The sequence below is a fragment of the Streptomyces sp. cg36 genome, from assembly GCF_041080675.1.
In the GTDB taxonomy this organism is placed as follows: domain Bacteria; phylum Actinomycetota; class Actinomycetes; order Streptomycetales; family Streptomycetaceae; genus Streptomyces.
This window is the reverse complement of sequence record NZ_CP163520.1, coordinates 6,727,102-6,741,382: the sequence shown is the minus strand read 5'-3', so window position 1 is coordinate 6,741,382 and position 14,281 is coordinate 6,727,102. Positions and strand designations below refer to the sequence as shown.

At 74.4% G+C, this 14,281-nt stretch carries 14 protein-coding genes; 6 read left to right on the top strand and 8 right to left on the bottom strand.

Annotated features, from left to right (window positions below):
* Nucleotides 1-174: 174 nt before the first annotated feature.
* Nucleotides 175-1,080, bottom strand: a complete 906-nt coding sequence (locus tag AB5J87_RS30025; protein WP_369381091.1) for a LysR family transcriptional regulator — start codon at nt 1,078-1,080, stop codon at nt 175-177.
* A gap of 74 nt (nt 1,081-1,154) precedes the next feature.
* Between AB5J87_RS30025 and AB5J87_RS30020 the strand changes: the two genes are divergently transcribed.
* On the top strand, nt 1,155-2,174 hold the full coding sequence (locus tag AB5J87_RS30020; protein ID WP_369381089.1) for a DMT family transporter: 1,020 nt from the start codon (nt 1,155-1,157) through the stop codon (nt 2,172-2,174).
* Nucleotides 2,175-2,189: 15 nt separating this feature from the next.
* Here the strand turns inward: AB5J87_RS30020 and AB5J87_RS30015 are convergent, their stop codons facing one another.
* On the bottom strand, nt 2,190-3,521 hold the full coding sequence (locus tag AB5J87_RS30015) for an aminotransferase class I/II-fold pyridoxal phosphate-dependent enzyme (protein ID WP_369381087.1): 1,332 nt from the start codon (nt 3,519-3,521) through the stop codon (nt 2,190-2,192).
* A 35-nt stretch (nt 3,522-3,556) separates the two neighbouring features.
* Between AB5J87_RS30015 and AB5J87_RS30010 the strand changes: the two genes are divergently transcribed.
* The gene (locus AB5J87_RS30010) at nt 3,557-4,219 is read left to right on the top strand and encodes a pyridoxamine 5'-phosphate oxidase family protein (protein WP_369381086.1); all 663 of its coding nucleotides are present in this window, start codon (nt 3,557-3,559) and stop codon (nt 4,217-4,219) included.
* Nucleotides 4,220-4,222: 3 nt separating this feature from the next.
* On the opposite strand, the gene AB5J87_RS30005 is transcribed toward AB5J87_RS30010, so the two are convergent.
* The 3 genes from AB5J87_RS30005 to AB5J87_RS29995 form a co-directional block, all read right to left on the bottom strand.
* Nucleotides 4,223-5,179, bottom strand: coding sequence for a DMT family transporter (locus AB5J87_RS30005; protein ID WP_369381083.1), 957 nt, complete (start codon nt 5,177-5,179; stop codon nt 4,223-4,225).
* Nucleotides 5,180-5,410: 231 nt separating this feature from the next.
* Nucleotides 5,411-6,412, bottom strand: coding sequence for a DMT family transporter (locus AB5J87_RS30000; RefSeq protein WP_369381081.1), 1,002 nt, complete (start codon nt 6,410-6,412; stop codon nt 5,411-5,413).
* Between the two features lie 64 nt (nt 6,413-6,476).
* The gene (locus AB5J87_RS29995; RefSeq protein ID WP_369383714.1) at nt 6,477-6,902 is read right to left on the bottom strand and encodes a Clp protease N-terminal domain-containing protein; all 426 of its coding nucleotides are present in this window, start codon (nt 6,900-6,902) and stop codon (nt 6,477-6,479) included.
* Nucleotides 6,903-7,210: 308 nt separating this feature from the next.
* Between AB5J87_RS29995 and AB5J87_RS29990 the strand changes: the two genes are divergently transcribed.
* Together AB5J87_RS29990 and AB5J87_RS29985 are read left to right on the top strand one after the other, a co-directional pair.
* On the top strand, nt 7,211-7,408 hold the full coding sequence (locus tag AB5J87_RS29990; protein ID WP_369381080.1) for a hypothetical protein: 198 nt from the start codon (nt 7,211-7,213) through the stop codon (nt 7,406-7,408).
* A gap of 131 nt (nt 7,409-7,539) precedes the next feature.
* Nucleotides 7,540-7,968 (top strand): SRPBCC family protein, encoded by a 429-nt coding sequence (locus tag AB5J87_RS29985; protein WP_369381077.1) that lies wholly within the window; start codon nt 7,540-7,542, stop codon nt 7,966-7,968.
* Between the two features lie 86 nt (nt 7,969-8,054).
* On the opposite strand, the gene AB5J87_RS29980 is transcribed toward AB5J87_RS29985, so the two are convergent.
* Entirely contained in the window at nt 8,055-8,651 is a 597-nt protein-coding gene (locus AB5J87_RS29980) for a PadR family transcriptional regulator (RefSeq protein WP_369381074.1), read from the bottom strand.
* Between the two features lie 229 nt (nt 8,652-8,880).
* Here AB5J87_RS29980 and AB5J87_RS29975 point away from each other — a divergent pair, with 229 nt between their 5' ends.
* On the top strand, nt 8,881-9,702 hold the full coding sequence (locus AB5J87_RS29975) for a PhzF family phenazine biosynthesis protein (RefSeq protein WP_369381072.1): 822 nt from the start codon (nt 8,881-8,883) through the stop codon (nt 9,700-9,702).
* Nucleotides 9,703-9,715: 13 nt separating this feature from the next.
* Here AB5J87_RS29975 and AB5J87_RS29970 read toward each other — a convergent pair whose 3' ends face one another.
* A complete protein-coding gene (locus AB5J87_RS29970; protein ID WP_369381070.1) occupies nt 9,716-10,519 on the bottom strand; it encodes a CPBP family intramembrane glutamic endopeptidase in 804 nt (267 codons plus the stop codon).
* A gap of 163 nt (nt 10,520-10,682) precedes the next feature.
* Here AB5J87_RS29970 and AB5J87_RS29965 point away from each other — a divergent pair, with 163 nt between their 5' ends.
* Complete coding sequence (locus AB5J87_RS29965; protein ID WP_369381069.1) at nt 10,683-12,467, top strand: substrate-binding domain-containing protein; 1,785 nt, start codon at nt 10,683-10,685, stop codon at nt 12,465-12,467.
* A 12-nt stretch (nt 12,468-12,479) separates the two neighbouring features.
* On the opposite strand, the gene AB5J87_RS29960 is transcribed toward AB5J87_RS29965, so the two are convergent.
* Nucleotides 12,480-14,000 (bottom strand): glutamate--cysteine ligase, encoded by a 1,521-nt coding sequence (locus AB5J87_RS29960; RefSeq protein WP_369381066.1) that lies wholly within the window; start codon nt 13,998-14,000, stop codon nt 12,480-12,482.
* Between the last annotated feature and the right edge of the window lie 281 nt (nt 14,001-14,281).

Genomic DNA, 14,281 nt, shown 5'->3' with positions numbered 1-14,281 from the left:
GTGGCCGCGCTTTCGGGCCCGGCGCCCCGCATTCAGGCGCGGCGCCCGCGCCTCGGGCCCGGGGCCCGCACTTCAGGCCCGGCGTCCCTGCCTCGGGCCCGGCTCCCCCGCACTTTCTGGCGCGGCGCCCGTGCCTCGGGCCCGGGGCCCGCGCCTGAGCCCGGCGCCCGCACCTCAGTGGGTGAGCCGCGCGCCCGCCCGCGCCAGCGCCTCGACCGCCGCCCGGACCGAGGGGCGACCGTCCGCGTCCGCGCGCCACACCGCGTACACATGGCGGTGCATCGCGCCCCTCACGGGCACCACCCGCACCCCGTCCGGCACCGGACCGCGCCCCAGGCGCGGCGCCACGCTCACCCCCAACCCGGCCTCCACCAGGGCCAGTTGGGTGGTGTGCTCGCGCGCCACATGGCCGATCCTCGGCTCGACGCCCTTGCCGCGCAGCGTGAACATCAGCCAGTCGTGGCAGAACTCGCCCTCCGGCCAGGTGATCCACTCGTCCTCGGCGAACTGCTCCAGCTCCACCGCCTCCTCGCCCGCGAGGGGGTGCCCGGCCGGCATCGCCACATCCGCGAGGTCGTCCAGCAGCGAGCGCTTGGCCAGCCCGTCGGGCAGCGGCAGCGGCCTGTTGTACCAGTCGAGCACCACCGCCAGATCGAGGTCGCCGAGCTGCACGCCGCGCACCGACTCGTCCGCCTCCAGCTCGTCGGAGCGCACCGACAGCTGGGGGTGGTCGGCGCGCAGCGCGGTGAGCGCGGCCGGGAAGAGGCCGCGCGCGGCGGTGGCGAAGCCCGCGATCCGCAGCTCGCCCACCACCCGGCCGCGCTGGGCCTCCAGATCGGCCTGGGCGACCTGGACCTGGGAGAGGATCCGCGCGGCGTGCTCGGCGAGCAGCCGCCCGGCGTCGGTGAGCCGCACGCCCCGCCCGCTCTTGGCGAGCAGCGGCTGGCCCGCCTCCCGCTCCAGCTTGGCCAGTTGCTGGGAGACGGCCGAGGTCGTCACGTGCAGATTGTCGGCGGCGCCGCCGACCGAGCCGTGGCGGGCCACCGCGTCGAGGGTCCGCAGGCGCTCCAGATTCAACATATAAGCGATGCTAACCGAACCGGTCCACGTTTTCTCGCTTGTGCTACGAGGTTGAACACCCCAAGCTGACGGTCATGAGCACCGTCGCCTCCTCCCGGCCCCAGTCGCCCCCCGCCTCCCCCACCACCGCACCGGCGCACCGCCGTCCGGCGCTGGACTGGCGCCTGCGGTTCGCGGCGCTCTCGCTGATATGGGGCTTCAGCTTCCTGCTGATCAAGGTCGGCACCGACGGCTACGCCCCCTTCCAGGTCACCTTCGGGCGGCTGTTCTTCGGTACGGCGGTGCTCGCCGCGGCCATGGCCGTCAAGCGGGAGCGGCTGCCGCGCGGCCGGCGCACCTGGCTGCACCTGACGGTCGCGGCGCTGCTCCTGAACGCGCTGCCGTTCTCCCTCTTCGCCTACTCGGAGCTGACGATCCCCTCCACCCTGGCCGGGATCTGCAACGCGACCTCACCGCTGTGGGGCATGGCCCTGTCGCTGGTGGCGCTCTCCGAGGACCGGCCCACCCGGCGCCGGGTGGCGGGCCTGGGCCTCGGCTTCCTCGGGGTGCTCACGGTCCTGGGCGCCTGGCAGGGCTTCGACGGCCTGGACCTGACGGGCACGGCCCTGGCCCTGCTGGCCTCGCTCTGCTACCCGGTCGGCTGGATCTACGTCCGCCGGACGCTGGCGGGCTCGGGCCACTCCAACCTGTCGCTGATCGGCTCCCAGCTCGGTCTGGCGACCCTGCAACTCGCGCTGGTCACCCCGCTGTTCGCGGGTTTCCCGACCTCGTTCCCGGCCGTGCCGCTGCTGGCCGTCGCGGCGCTCGGCGCCTTCGGCACCGGCCTCGCGGTGCTGGTCCAGTACGGCCTGGTCAACGAGGTCGGCCCGACCACCGCCCAGATGGTCACCTACTTCATCCCGGTCATCGCCACCGCCGCCGGGGTTGGTCTGCTCGGCGAGGGCCTGAGCTGGAACACCCCGGTCGGCGCGGTGATCGTCCTCGCGGGCGCGGCCCTGACGCAGAGCCGCCCCACGCCCCGGACCGGCCCCGAGGACCCCTCGGCCGCCGCCCGGGAACCCGCCCCCGAGCAGGCCGCCCGGCCCCAGCCGTAGGCGCTGGTCGTCGCCCTAGTCGTATCTGCGCCCCGGCGCCGACCCGGTGGCCGCCGCCACCGCGTCGGCGGCGGGGCCGATGTCGTCCGGGGCGAGCGTGGAGACGGTCAGCCGGATGCCCGGCGGCGACGCCATCCGGAAGCGCGCGCCCGGCGCCACCGCCCACCCGGCGTGCAGCAGCCGCGCCACCGCCGCCGTCTCGTCGGGCACCGGCACCCACACGCTGAACCCGCTGCGCCCGTGCGCCTCGACGCCCCGCCGCCGCAGCGCCCGCACCAGGGTGTCCCGGCGCTCCCCGTACGAGCGGGCCACCCGGGAGGCGTCGAGCGCCTGCGAGGTCCACAGGTGGACGACGGTCCGCTGGAGGATCCGGCTGACCCAGCCGGGGCCGAGCCGCTGCCGGCCGCGCACCCGGTCCAGGGTGACCGCGTCACCGGTGACCAGGGCGAGCCGCAGGTCCGGCCCGTACGCCTTGGCCACCGACCGGACGAAGGCCCAGTGCCCGGTGACCGGCGACAGCGGGCTGAGCGGCACGTCCACCATCCCGTGCCCGTGGTCGTCCTCGATGAGCAGCACCCCGGGGTGCGCGGCGAGGACTCCACGCAGCGCGCGGGCACGGGCCGGGCCGACGGCCGCGCCGGTCGGGTTCTGCGCCCGGCAGGTGACGACCAGCGCCCGGGCGCCCGCCGCGAGAGCGGCGTCCACGGCTTCGGGCAGCGGCCCCTCGTCGTCCAGCGCGACCGGCACCGGGCGCAGTCCGAGCGCCGGGACCAGATCGAGCAGCGCGCCCCAGCCCGGGTCCTCGATGGCGACCGCGTCGCCGGGCCGCAGATGCGCGGCGAGCACCCGCTCGATGGCGTCGAGCGAGCCGGAGAAGACCCCGACCGGCCCCTCGGGCACCCCGTCGGCGTCGAAGGCCGCGCGGGCCAGCCGGGCGAGCTCCGGGTCCACCGGCTCCCGCCCGTACAGCGTGGGCCGTTCGGCGTGGTCGCGGGCGGCGGCGGCCAGCGCCCCGCCCAGCGGCGGCAGCAGGGCGGGGTCCGGGTTGCCGTCCGCCACGTTGCGCACGCCGGTGGGCACCTCGATGCGCTGGGCGTCGCGCGCGGTGCTGGCGGGGCGCGGGCGCACCCGGCTGCCGCGCCGCCCGGCGGTCTCGATGACGCCCCGGTCGCGCAGCAGCCGGTAGGCGGCGGCGACCGTATTGGGATTGACCCCGAGGTCGGCCGCCAACTCCCGCATCGGCGGCAGCAGTTGACCCGGCTCCAGCTCTCCCGCGCCCACCGCGCGCTCCACGTCGGCGGCAATCTCCGCGGCACGGCGGCCCGCGATCCGATATTCTCCTAGCACAAAGCAGATTATGCACTAGTGCAATGGAGAGCGCAATGCCGGACACCGCCGCCTACGAGCCCACCGCGCGCACCGTGCCCACCCGCTCGCGCGAGCGGGCCGCCTACGACCACGAGACGGTGCACGCGATACTCGACGACGGATACCTCTGCCACCTCGGCTTCGTGCGCGACGGCGCGCCCGTCGTCCTGCCCACGCTGTACGGACGGGTCGGCCGGCGGCTGTACGTGCACGGCTCGACCGGCTCGCGCCCGCTGCGGACGGCGGGCGGGACCGCCGCGGGGCTCCCGGTCTGTCTGACCGTCACCCACGTCGACGGGCTGGTCCTGGCCCGCTCCGCCTTCCACCACTCGGTCAACTACCGCTCGGTCGTGGTCCTGGGCACCGCGTACGAGGTCACCGACCCCGAGGAGCGGCGGACCGCGCTGGACGCGATCGTCGACCAGGTGGTGCCGGGCCGGTCCGCCGACTCCCGCCCGGCCAACGCCAAGGAGCTCGCCGCGACCGCCGTCGTCCGCCTCGACCTCGACGAGGTCTCGGCGAAGATCCGCACCGGCGGCCCCAAGGACGAGCCCGAGGACAGCGCGCTCCCCCACTGGACGGGCGTGCTCCCGCTGGCGCGCGGCTACGGCGAGCCGCTCCCGGCCGCCGACCTCGACCCGTCGGTGGCACTGCCGGAGTACCTGGCCGCGCTGTGACGGTCAGACCCCGGCCACCGGCCGCCGGGCCCGCGCCGCCAGCCGGGCCTCGGCGCCCGCCAGCCCCACCACCGCGACCAGCAGCAGCGCGGTGCCCCCGACGGTGGCGGCGCTCAGGTGCTCCCCGAGGACCGCGACCGCCAGCAGCGCCGCGCTCACCGGCTCCAGGAGCATGATCACGGAGACGGTGGCGGAGCGGACGACGGCCGCGCCCGCGAAGTAGAGCGCGTAGGCGAGCGCGGTGGGCACCGCGGCCACGTACAGCAGCAGCGCGGCCACCCGTACCGGCTCGGCCGTGTGCGGCACCAGCCCCTCCGCGCCCGCGAGCGGGAGCAGCAGGACCGAGGCGACCGCGAACGCCCGGGCGGTCGTGGCGGACGGGTCGGCGGGTGCCCCGTCGCGGCCGAGCCACCGGGTGAGCAGGGTGATCCCCGCGTAACCGGCGGCCGAGAGCAGGGCGAGCAGCACCCCGGCGGGCCGCACCGCGCCGCCGCCGTTGCCGAGGACCAGCACCGCCAGTCCGGCGAGCGCCCCGGCGGCGGCGGTCAGCCCGGCGCCGCCGATCCGCTCGCCGAGGGCGAGCCGCGCCCCGAGCGCGATCAGTACGGGCCCGGCACCGAGGCAGACGACGGTCGCCACGGCGAGCCCGGTCGAGGCGACGGCCGCGAAGTAGGCGCTCTGGAAGACGGCCAGGCCGACGCCGTTCCCGAGGATCCGCAGCAGCGCGCGGCGCCGGGGTCCGGCCGGGGCGAGCGGCTCCCGGCGCCGCCGCAGCGCGCGGGCGGCGAGCAGCAGCGCGAGACCGCCGACGCAGCGCCAGAAGGAGAGGGCGAGCGGGCCGAGGTCACTGGCGCCGAAGACCAGCGCGGCGGCGCCGCCCGCGGTGCCCCAGGCGACACCGGCGAAGACGAGGTAGAGGAGTCCGCGCCCGACGGGCAGGGCGGAGGAGGGGTTCGACACGTACGTACTCCGGAGAGGAAGACGGGAAGGGGTCGCATGCCTGGAGTACGCGGGCAGCGACGAGCCGCTCGGGGACTGCCCGAGCCCGGTCCTCGTCTGGGCGAGCCTGGCCGCGCACCGCCGCCGCGCCCGCTCTCCGGGCGAACGACGGGGTCACCGACAGGCTCTGGGATGCGCCGCCCGCGTTACGCGGCGGGAGGCGGCAGTACGGTCGAATGCATGGGCGTCACCTTAGAGCGCGGTCCCGCTGGCGGACAAACGGTCTTCGGGGGCGCCGGGCGCGGGCAGCGGATGCGCGTCCCCGCCGGCCACCGGCCCGCTCGCTTCCCTGGGGGCGGCGGACTGCGCGATGAAGGCGCCGACCAGGACCACCGCGCCGCCCGCGATCTGCGGCGCGGCCAGGTGCTCGCCCAGCAGCACCCAGGCCAGCACGGTCGCGATGACGGCCTCCAGACAGGCGACCACCCCGGCGACCTGCGGCGAGAGGCGGCGCACCGAGATCACCCCGGTGACGTACGCGATCACGGTGGCGATCAGCACGATCCAGCCGAGCAGCAGCGCGGCGGGCACCCGGGAGCCGTTCATGTCGACGCCGGAGCCGAGCACCGACCAGTCCATGCCCCAGGGGCGGGCGACCAGGGTGAGCAGCAGGGAGCCGATGAGCAGGCCGTACGCGATGACGCCCAGCGGGTCGGGGGCGTCATCGGTGTCGCCGCCCTGGTCGGACAGGACGAAGTAGCCGACCTGGCAGCAGGCCGCGCCGAGCGCGAGCAGCAGTCCGAGGACGTCGAAGCTCAGCCCGGACCAGATCTCCACGACGGAGGCCAGCCCGCCGACCGCGAGCACCACGCCGACGGCGGCGGCCCGGCTCACCGGCCTGCGCTGGACGAACCGGACCCAGCCGAGGACGAGGGCGGGCGCCAGGTACTCCACGAGCAGGGCGACGCCGACGGGGATGCGGGATATCGCGGCGAAGTAGCACGCCTGGACGCCCGCGACGGCGAGCAGCCCGAACCCCGTGAGCAGCGCGGGGCGGCGCAGCAGCAGGCCGCGGTGGCGCCAGGCCACGGGCAGCATGACGAGCGCGGCGCCGGTCACCCGCAGCCACACCACGTGCAGCGGGTCGAGCCCCGCCTCGATCAGCGGCTTGGCCGCGACGCCCGATCCACCGAACGCGAACGCCGAGCCCAGGGCGAAGCCCAGGCCGGCGTTTCTCCCCTGAGTCGCCTGCATCGGCACATCATGACAGGCGAAGTCAGCACCGTCACCCCTGTGACACCTGTCGAGACGGCGGGGCTCAGGCGAGCCGTGCCGCGACCTCCCGCGCGTCCGCCCCGGCGTGCTCCAGGACCTCCACGGCGCGGCATTCGGGGTCGGCCAGCAGCCCGGCGAGGAGGTCGGTGCCGTGCACCCGCGCGTCGCGCCGGGCCGCCGCCCGGGACAGCGCGGTCTCCATCGCGGTGACGGCGGCGGGCGACCAGCCGGGCTGGGTGAGCGCCGGGATCGCCCCCGAGTCCTCCACCGAGCCCTGCCAGCGCAGCCCGTATCCGATGGAGCGCTGCACCAGGTAGCCGAGCACCCGGGCCAGCTGCGGGCCGCCGTCGAAGGCGTCCCGCGCCGACGGGTCCGCCTCCAGCAGCGAGTGGAGCAGATGGGCCGTGTCGATCTGCCGGTCGCCGTCGCGCAGCGCCCGTCTGCGGGCGCCCGCCACCACCGAGGCCATCTCGTCGGTGAGCCTGGCTTCGAGGTCGGGCGCGGCGGGGGCCGGGGCGGGGACGGCTGGGATCGGGAGGTGCACCCTCTCACCCCATCAGGCGGAACCGCCGTCGGGCATCCCCGCAGGGAAGCATTGCGCGTCCGACGTTGGGTGGGTACGGATGACCGGGTTCTCCTCCTTATGGATGAGATTCCGGTTTTTACCTTTCAGGGGCGCGCAGGGCGGGCGCGCGCCTCGTAGGCAACCGCGAGGCCGTCGCACACGTCCCCTCCCGTACGACACAGCGGCCCCGGCTGCCGCGGAAGGGGGCCCCGATGTGCTGGATGGTCGCCCTGCTCGCCGTCGACGGACGGCAGTACGTGTACCGCGTCTACGCACCCGGCGACGCCCTGCGCGGCGATCTGTTCTGGGCCGCCTTCCACTGCCACGACGAGTCCGCGCACCCGCGCGCCTCCGACCTCTTCGACTCGGCGCAGATCTGGGCGTTACCGGTGAGCCGGGCGGCGAGCTGAGGCGGCGGACGGCGGCGGGCCACGGAACCGGCGGGCCGGACCGGCCGAGATCTGACGGTTCATCAGTATTGAAAGTTCACCGCACCCCGGCTACGTTCCGCGACACGTTCCCGACGCGAAGGGGTGGTCGCATGGCCGAGGTCAGCGCACAGGCGCGGCTGGAGGCGCCGGTGGAGAAGGTCTGGGCCCGGCTGACGGACTTCACCTCGTACGGCGAGTGGAACGCCACCCACACCGGATTCCCCCGGGGCGGCCCGGCGAAGCTCGAAGCCGGGGCCACCTACACCGAGAACATGAAGCTCATGGGCTTCCCCGCCGAAGTCACCTGGACCGTCGAGGAGTTCGAGGCCGGGCGGCTGCTGGGGATCAGGGGCAAGGGCCCGATGGGCGTGCTCGTCGGCAACCGCTACCTCCTCACCCCGGAGGGGAACGCCACGCTCGTCCGGATCGAGGGCGAGTTCACCGGCGCCGCCGTCTCGCTGATGGCGGGCAAGCTCAAGGACTCGGCGACGGCCGCGCTCGACGAGTCGCTGCGCAGGCTCGGCGCCCTGGTGGTCTGAGCACCCGGGGCGCCGGACGCACGAGGGCCCCGCGACCGGTCCGGTCGCGGGGCCCTCGCCCACCGGCCGCGGCGGACCTCACGCGGTCACGCCTCGTCGGCCAGGATCAGATACAGCTTCTTGCGGGCGTCGGTGATGACGCCGAGCGCCTTCTGGCGCTGCTCGGGGGTGCCGGTCTTCCAGACCTGGCCGAACGCCTCCATCAGCCCGAACCCGGCCTGGCGGATCTCGTTCATGCCCTCCCAGTCGACCCCGCGCCCGGCCTCTTCCCACGGGGCCTCGGACCCCGATTCGGCCTCCGCGCGCCCGGAGTCGGCGAGCGTGAACAGCTTCTTGCCGCCCTCGCTCTCACTGGTGATCAGCCCCTCGTCCTCCATCATCTGGAGGGTCGGGTAGACCGAGCCGGGGCTGGGCTTCCAGGCCCCGCCGCTGCGCTCGCCGATCTCCTGGATCATCTCGTAGCCGTGCATCGGCCGGTCCTTGAGGAGAGCCAGGATCGACGCGCGGACGTCCCCGCGCCGGGCCCGTCCCCGGGGACCGCCCCGGCCGCCGCGGCCGGGCCCGAACGGCCCCCCGCCGAAGCCGGGCCCGAACGGCCCGAAGGCGGCCCGACGCCCTTCCGAGTCACCCCGGCCGCGATGGCCGGGTCCGTGCTGTCCGTACCCATGTCCATGTGAACGCATCGCTCTTTCCTTCCATCGTTGATCTGTCGCGATGCTTCGACGATATATCGGAACTGTTCGGATGGCAATGCCCTTCCGAGGGGGCGTGTCGGCAGTGGGGGGGCGGCGGCTCGGTGCGGCGGAGGCACTCGCGGGGGGCGTTCGCGCGGCCGGGCGCGCGCCCAGAAGGGGCCAACCATCGCGGATTGGCCTTGGTACGCGAGCCCGTGGCCCCCGTACCGTCCAGGGCATGCGGATCCGAATCGTCGACGCCTTCACCGACCGACCCTTCGCCGGGAACCCGGCCGGGGTGCTGCTCCTCGACTCCCCCTCCTTCCCGGACGACACCTGGCTGGGCGACGTCGCGCGGGAGGTGAACCTCTCCGAGACCGCGTTCGCGCACCCCCTGCCGCCCGGCGCCGGGGCGGACTGGGCGCTGCGCTGGTTCACCCCGACGACCGAGGTCGACATGTGCGGACACGCCACTTTGGCCACCGCCCATGTGCTGCGCACCACGGGCGCCGCCACCGGCACCGTCCGCTTCGCCGCGCGGTGCGGGATCCTCACCGCGACCGCCCACGACGACGGCTCCCTCACCCTCGACTTCCCGACCTCGCCGCTGACCCCGGTGGACGTCCCGGACGGCGTGGCGCGGGCACTGGGGGCGCGGGTCCTCTCGGCCCACGACACCTCCGAGCACATCGGCGACCTGGTGGTGGAGCTGGCCGACGAGCCGACCGTGCGCGCTCTGACGCCCGACTTCAAGGCGCTGGTCGCGCACTCGAAGCGCGGCATCATCGCCACCGCCCCGGCACAGGACCCGGCGCGGGGCTACGACTTCGTCTCGCGCGGCTTCTTCCCGGGCGTCGGCATCGACGAGGACCCGGTGACGGGCAGCGCCCACACGGCGCTGGCGCCGTTCTGGGCCGCGCGCCTGGGCCGCACCGAACTGACGGGCCTCCAGGCGTCCGCCCGCACCGGGCTGGTCCGCGTCTCGCTGCGGGGCGAGCGCACCCTGCTGACCGGCACGGCGGTCACGGTCCTCGACGGAGAGCTGCTGGCCGCGCCCTGACGGGGGGCGGGCCTCACACCGTGGGCAGCCAGCCGACCTTCCCCGCGAGCAGCGCATACCCCACGAACGCCCCGATGTCGAGCAGGGAATGGGCCACGACCAGCGGGCCGACGCGCTGCCAGCGGCGGTAGAGCAGGACGAACACCACGCCCATCACCATGTTGCCGAGGAAGCCGCCGATGCCCTGGTAGAGGTGGTAGGAGCCGCGCAGCACCGAGCTCGCCGCGAGCGCGGCGAGCGGGCCCCAGCCCAACTGGCCCAGCCGGCGCAGCAGGTACCCGACGACGATCACCTCCTCCAGCACGGCGTTCTGCACGGCCGACAGGACGAGCACCGGGTACTTCCACCACACGTCCGGCAGCGACTCGGGCACGACCGTCAGATTGCCGCCGACCGCCCGCGCCACGAGGTAGAACCCGAGCCCCGCGCTGCCGATCCCGGCGGCGATCAGCGCCCCCCGGCCGAGGTCGGTCCCCGGTCTGCGGCGGTCGAAGCCGAGCACCCGCAGCCCGCCGGTCCCCTCCCGCAGCAGCAGGTGCGCGACGAGCGCCACCGGCACCAGCGCGGTCGCGATGCCGAAGAGCTGCCAGGCCAGATCCAGCCAGGGGCGACCGGGCGCGTACGAGGTGTTGAGTTTCGCCGCCTGGTCCTTGAGGCCGCCCGGCTTCGTCACCGATCCGACAAAGCTGATCAGCGCCGACACTCCGCTCGCCCCGAGCGAGAGGGCCAGCACGAGCACCGTCTCGGACCGCAGAATCCGCGGCGAACCCCCCTCCGCGGAAAGAGAATCAGCCACACGCCCCGCCTCCACCTGCACACCTGCCTCCAGTTGACCGAACCCGTCCCGCGCCCCCGACCGCCCCGCTAGGGTCTCGAAAGAAAGTACGAAGATCGTGCGCGACAGGCCGGGGGGCAGGCGCCATTTCCTTGGCGCGGTCCCCCTTTTTCCTTGTTCGGGATTCAAGGAGGGCACCACCGCCATGGGACGTCACAGCTTGCCCGACGACGGCACCGCCCGGGGAACCAGGTCCCGTCCGGCCGCCGCCCGCCGCCGTACCGTCGTGGTCGCCACCCTCCTCGTACTCGCGGTGGCGGGCGGCGCGGCCGTCGCGGCGAGCGGCGGGCTGCTCTCCTTCGGCGACTCGTGCCAGGACTCGGCGGTGCGGCTGGATCTCGTCGCCTCCCCCGATCTCGCTCCCGCCGTCCGGTCCGTCGCCGAGCGCGCCCGCCGGGACAAGGTGACCTCCGACGGCTCCTGCATCGACGTCCGGGTCACCGCCCGCGAGTCGTACCGCGTCGCCGACGCGCTCGCGGCGGGCCAGGACCCCGGCTTCGCGGTCTGGATACCGGACTCGGCGCTCTGGGTGGACCGCGCCAAGGAGGGCGGCGACGGCGTGCCCGTCGCGACGGCGGGGCACGTCGCCCTCTCGCCGGTCGCGCTCGCCCTGGTGGCACCGGCGGCGAAAACGCTGGGCTGGCCCGCCCGTACGTACACCTGGGCGCAGCTCACCACGGCCGTCACCCGCCCGGACGGCCCGCGGCTCGGCGCCGCCGACCCGGCGCGCTCGGCCACGGCGCTCCTCGCGCTGAGCAGCGTCGCCCGCTCCACGGCCGAGCAGGGCTCCGACGGCGCCACCCGCGCCGCGGCCCTCACCCGGCTGCTCGCCCGGCGCACCTCCGCCGGCGACGCCCAGGTGACCGGGACGCTCACCCGGGACGGTTCGGGCCCCACCCACACCGATCCGCACCGCAACCAGGCCGTCGTCCTGTCCGAACAGGCGGCCTTCGCCTACAACGCGGGGCGCGGCCCGGCGCTCGGGCTCGACCTCTTCTATCCCGAGGACGGGGCGCCGCAGCTGGACTACCCGTACACGATCGTGCGGCAGAACCGGCTCAGCACCGACCGCAGCCGGGCCGCGCTGCGGTTCCTGACCCTGCTCGGCGAGCCGGAGTCGCGGCGGGCGCTGGCCCGGGGCGGCTTCCGGGCGCCGGGCGAGCCGGTCGCCGAGGAGCTGGTGCGCACGGCGGGCGGCGGATCACCGCAGCCCTACGCCACCTCCAGCGCCCCGGCCCCGTCGGCCAAGGAGATCGAGGACGCCCTGGGGATGTGGACGGTGACCGTGCAGAGCGCCCGGCTCACCACGGTCGTGGGCGCCTCCGGGTCGATGGCCGCGCCGGTTCCGGGCAGCGGTGGCCGCTCGCGGATGGACGTCACCAAGGAGTCGCTGCTGCGCGCGCTCGCCCAGTTCACCCCGGACGACGAGATCGGGCTGTGGGAGTTCGCCACCCGGCTCGACGGCGCGCGCGACTACCGCGAGCTGGTGCCGACCGCCCGGCTCGGCGACCCGGTGGCGGGCGGTCGCACCCAGCGCGACCGCCTCACCGCCGCCTTCGGCGCGCTGCGCCCGGTGCCGGCCGGGGCGACCGGGCTGTACGACACGGTGCTCGCCGCGTACGAGAAGGCCACCGCGGGATACCGGCCGGGCAGGTTCAACGCCCTGGTGGTGCTGACGGACGGCGCCAACGAGGACCCGGGCAGCGTCTCGCGCGGCGAACTCCTCACCCGGCTGCGCGCGCTGGCCGACCCGGCCAGACCGCTGCCGATGATCGCGATAGCGGTCGGGCCGGACGCCGACGAGGCCGCCGTCAAGGAGATCGCGCTGGCCACCGGCGGCGCGGGCTACCAGGTCAGCGACCCGGCCGAGATCCAGGCGGTGATGCTCAAGGCCATCCTGACGGCGGGCCGGGCGACCGCGACGGGCTGACCGACCGTCCGCTCATCCCGGCCCCCCGCACCGGCCGGCGAACCCCGTGGGCCAGGTGTGCACCGGCTCGCCGCCGTGCATCAGCTCGCTGTAGCGGCGGGTGGTGGCCGCCAGCGCCGCCTCCCGATCGAGGCCCGCGTCGAGGGCGCGGTGGTAGGTGTCGACCTGCCAGGAGGCGCCGTTGACGCGCCGTCGGCAGCGCTCCTCGATGACACCGAGGTAGCGGTCCCGGTCGGCGGGCTCCACCCCCCAGGCGTCCAGCCCGGCGTGGGCGAGCGGCAGCAGTTCGTCCCGTACGAGCTTGACGGCCGGTACGCGCGCGACGCCGCCGCCCCTGCGCGGCACCGGCCACAGCAGTTCGGCGTCGATGCCCTGGCGGCAGGCGGTCTCGAAGTTGGCGGCGGCGACCGCGAACGGCAGCCGGGTCCACACCGGCCTGCTGTCCTCGGCGAGCGCCCGCACCAGGCCGTAGTAGAAGGCGGCGTTGGCGATGACGTCGGTGATGGTGGGCCCGGCGGGCAGCACCCGGTTCTCCACCCGCAGGTGCGGCACGCCGTCGGCGATGCCGTAGACGGGCCGGTTCCAGCGGTAGATCGTGCCGTTGTGCAGGGTGAGTTCCGCCAGCGCGGGCACCCCGCCCGCGTCCAGCACCCGCAGCGGTTCCTCCTCCTCGCAGATGGGCAGCAGCGGCGGGAAGTAGCGCACGTTCTCCTCGAAGAGCTCGTACGCGGAGCTCACCCAGCGCTCGCCGAACCAGGTCCGCGGGCGCACCCCCTGGGCCCGCAGCTCGGGCGGGCGGGTGTCGGTGGCCTGCTCGAACAGCGGTGGCCGCGACTCGCGCCACAGCTCCCGGCCGAACAGGAACGGCGCGTTGGCGCCCACCGCGATCTGTACGGCGGCGATGGCCTGCGCCGCGTTCCACACCGCGGCGAACCGGGCGGGGGTGACCTGGAGGTGCAGTTGCACAGAGGTGCAGGCGGCCTCGGGGGTGATGGAGCCGGAGGTGCAGACGAGGCGTTCCACACCTTCGATGTCGAGGGTGAAATCCTCGCCGCGGGCTGCCACGATCTGATCGTTGAGCAGCATATAGCGGTCGACATGGGAAAGGTTCGCCGAGACCAGGTCCTGCTGGGTGATCGTCGGAAGAATTCCGATCATCACTATCCCGGCGCCGACCTCGCCCGCTTTGCGCTCGGCATACCCGAGACCGGTGCGCAGTTCCTCGGAGAGTTGATCGAAAACCCGGCCGCCGAGGCGGTGCGGGGCGATATTCACTTCGAGGTTGAACATCCCGAGTTCCGTCTGGAAGTCCTTGCTCGCTATCCTCTCCAGAACCTCGGCGTTCATCATCCTTGGCATCCCGTCGGGACCCGTGAGATTCAATTCGATCTCCAGGCCCATGAGATTCCGCGGGCGGTCGAACCTCCGTTCGATGAAGAGCCGCCCCAGCCCCTCCAGACACTGCTGGAGCTTCTGGCGGTACGCGTGCCGATCGGACAGGTCGAACTCGCCCGCCACGACCTTCTCACCCATCGAAGCGTCCCTCCTCGAATGGGCAGCCGGCCCGGCCGGCCGCGTGCGTCACGGTCGATAATGCCCAGGCTGACTGATCTGTAACGCACCATGGAAGGCCGTCCGGTAGTAAGCTGGTCCGAACCGGCCTCCGGCACATGCATTCGGCATACAGCAACATGCGGTTACCCCGGCTTCGGAAATCGTGAAAAACGCCGACGCGTTTCGGCCGACCGCCGCTGCCGCACCTTTCCAGGCCAGCGATGTGCCGCACTCCGTGAATCGGGATGAATGCCGCATCA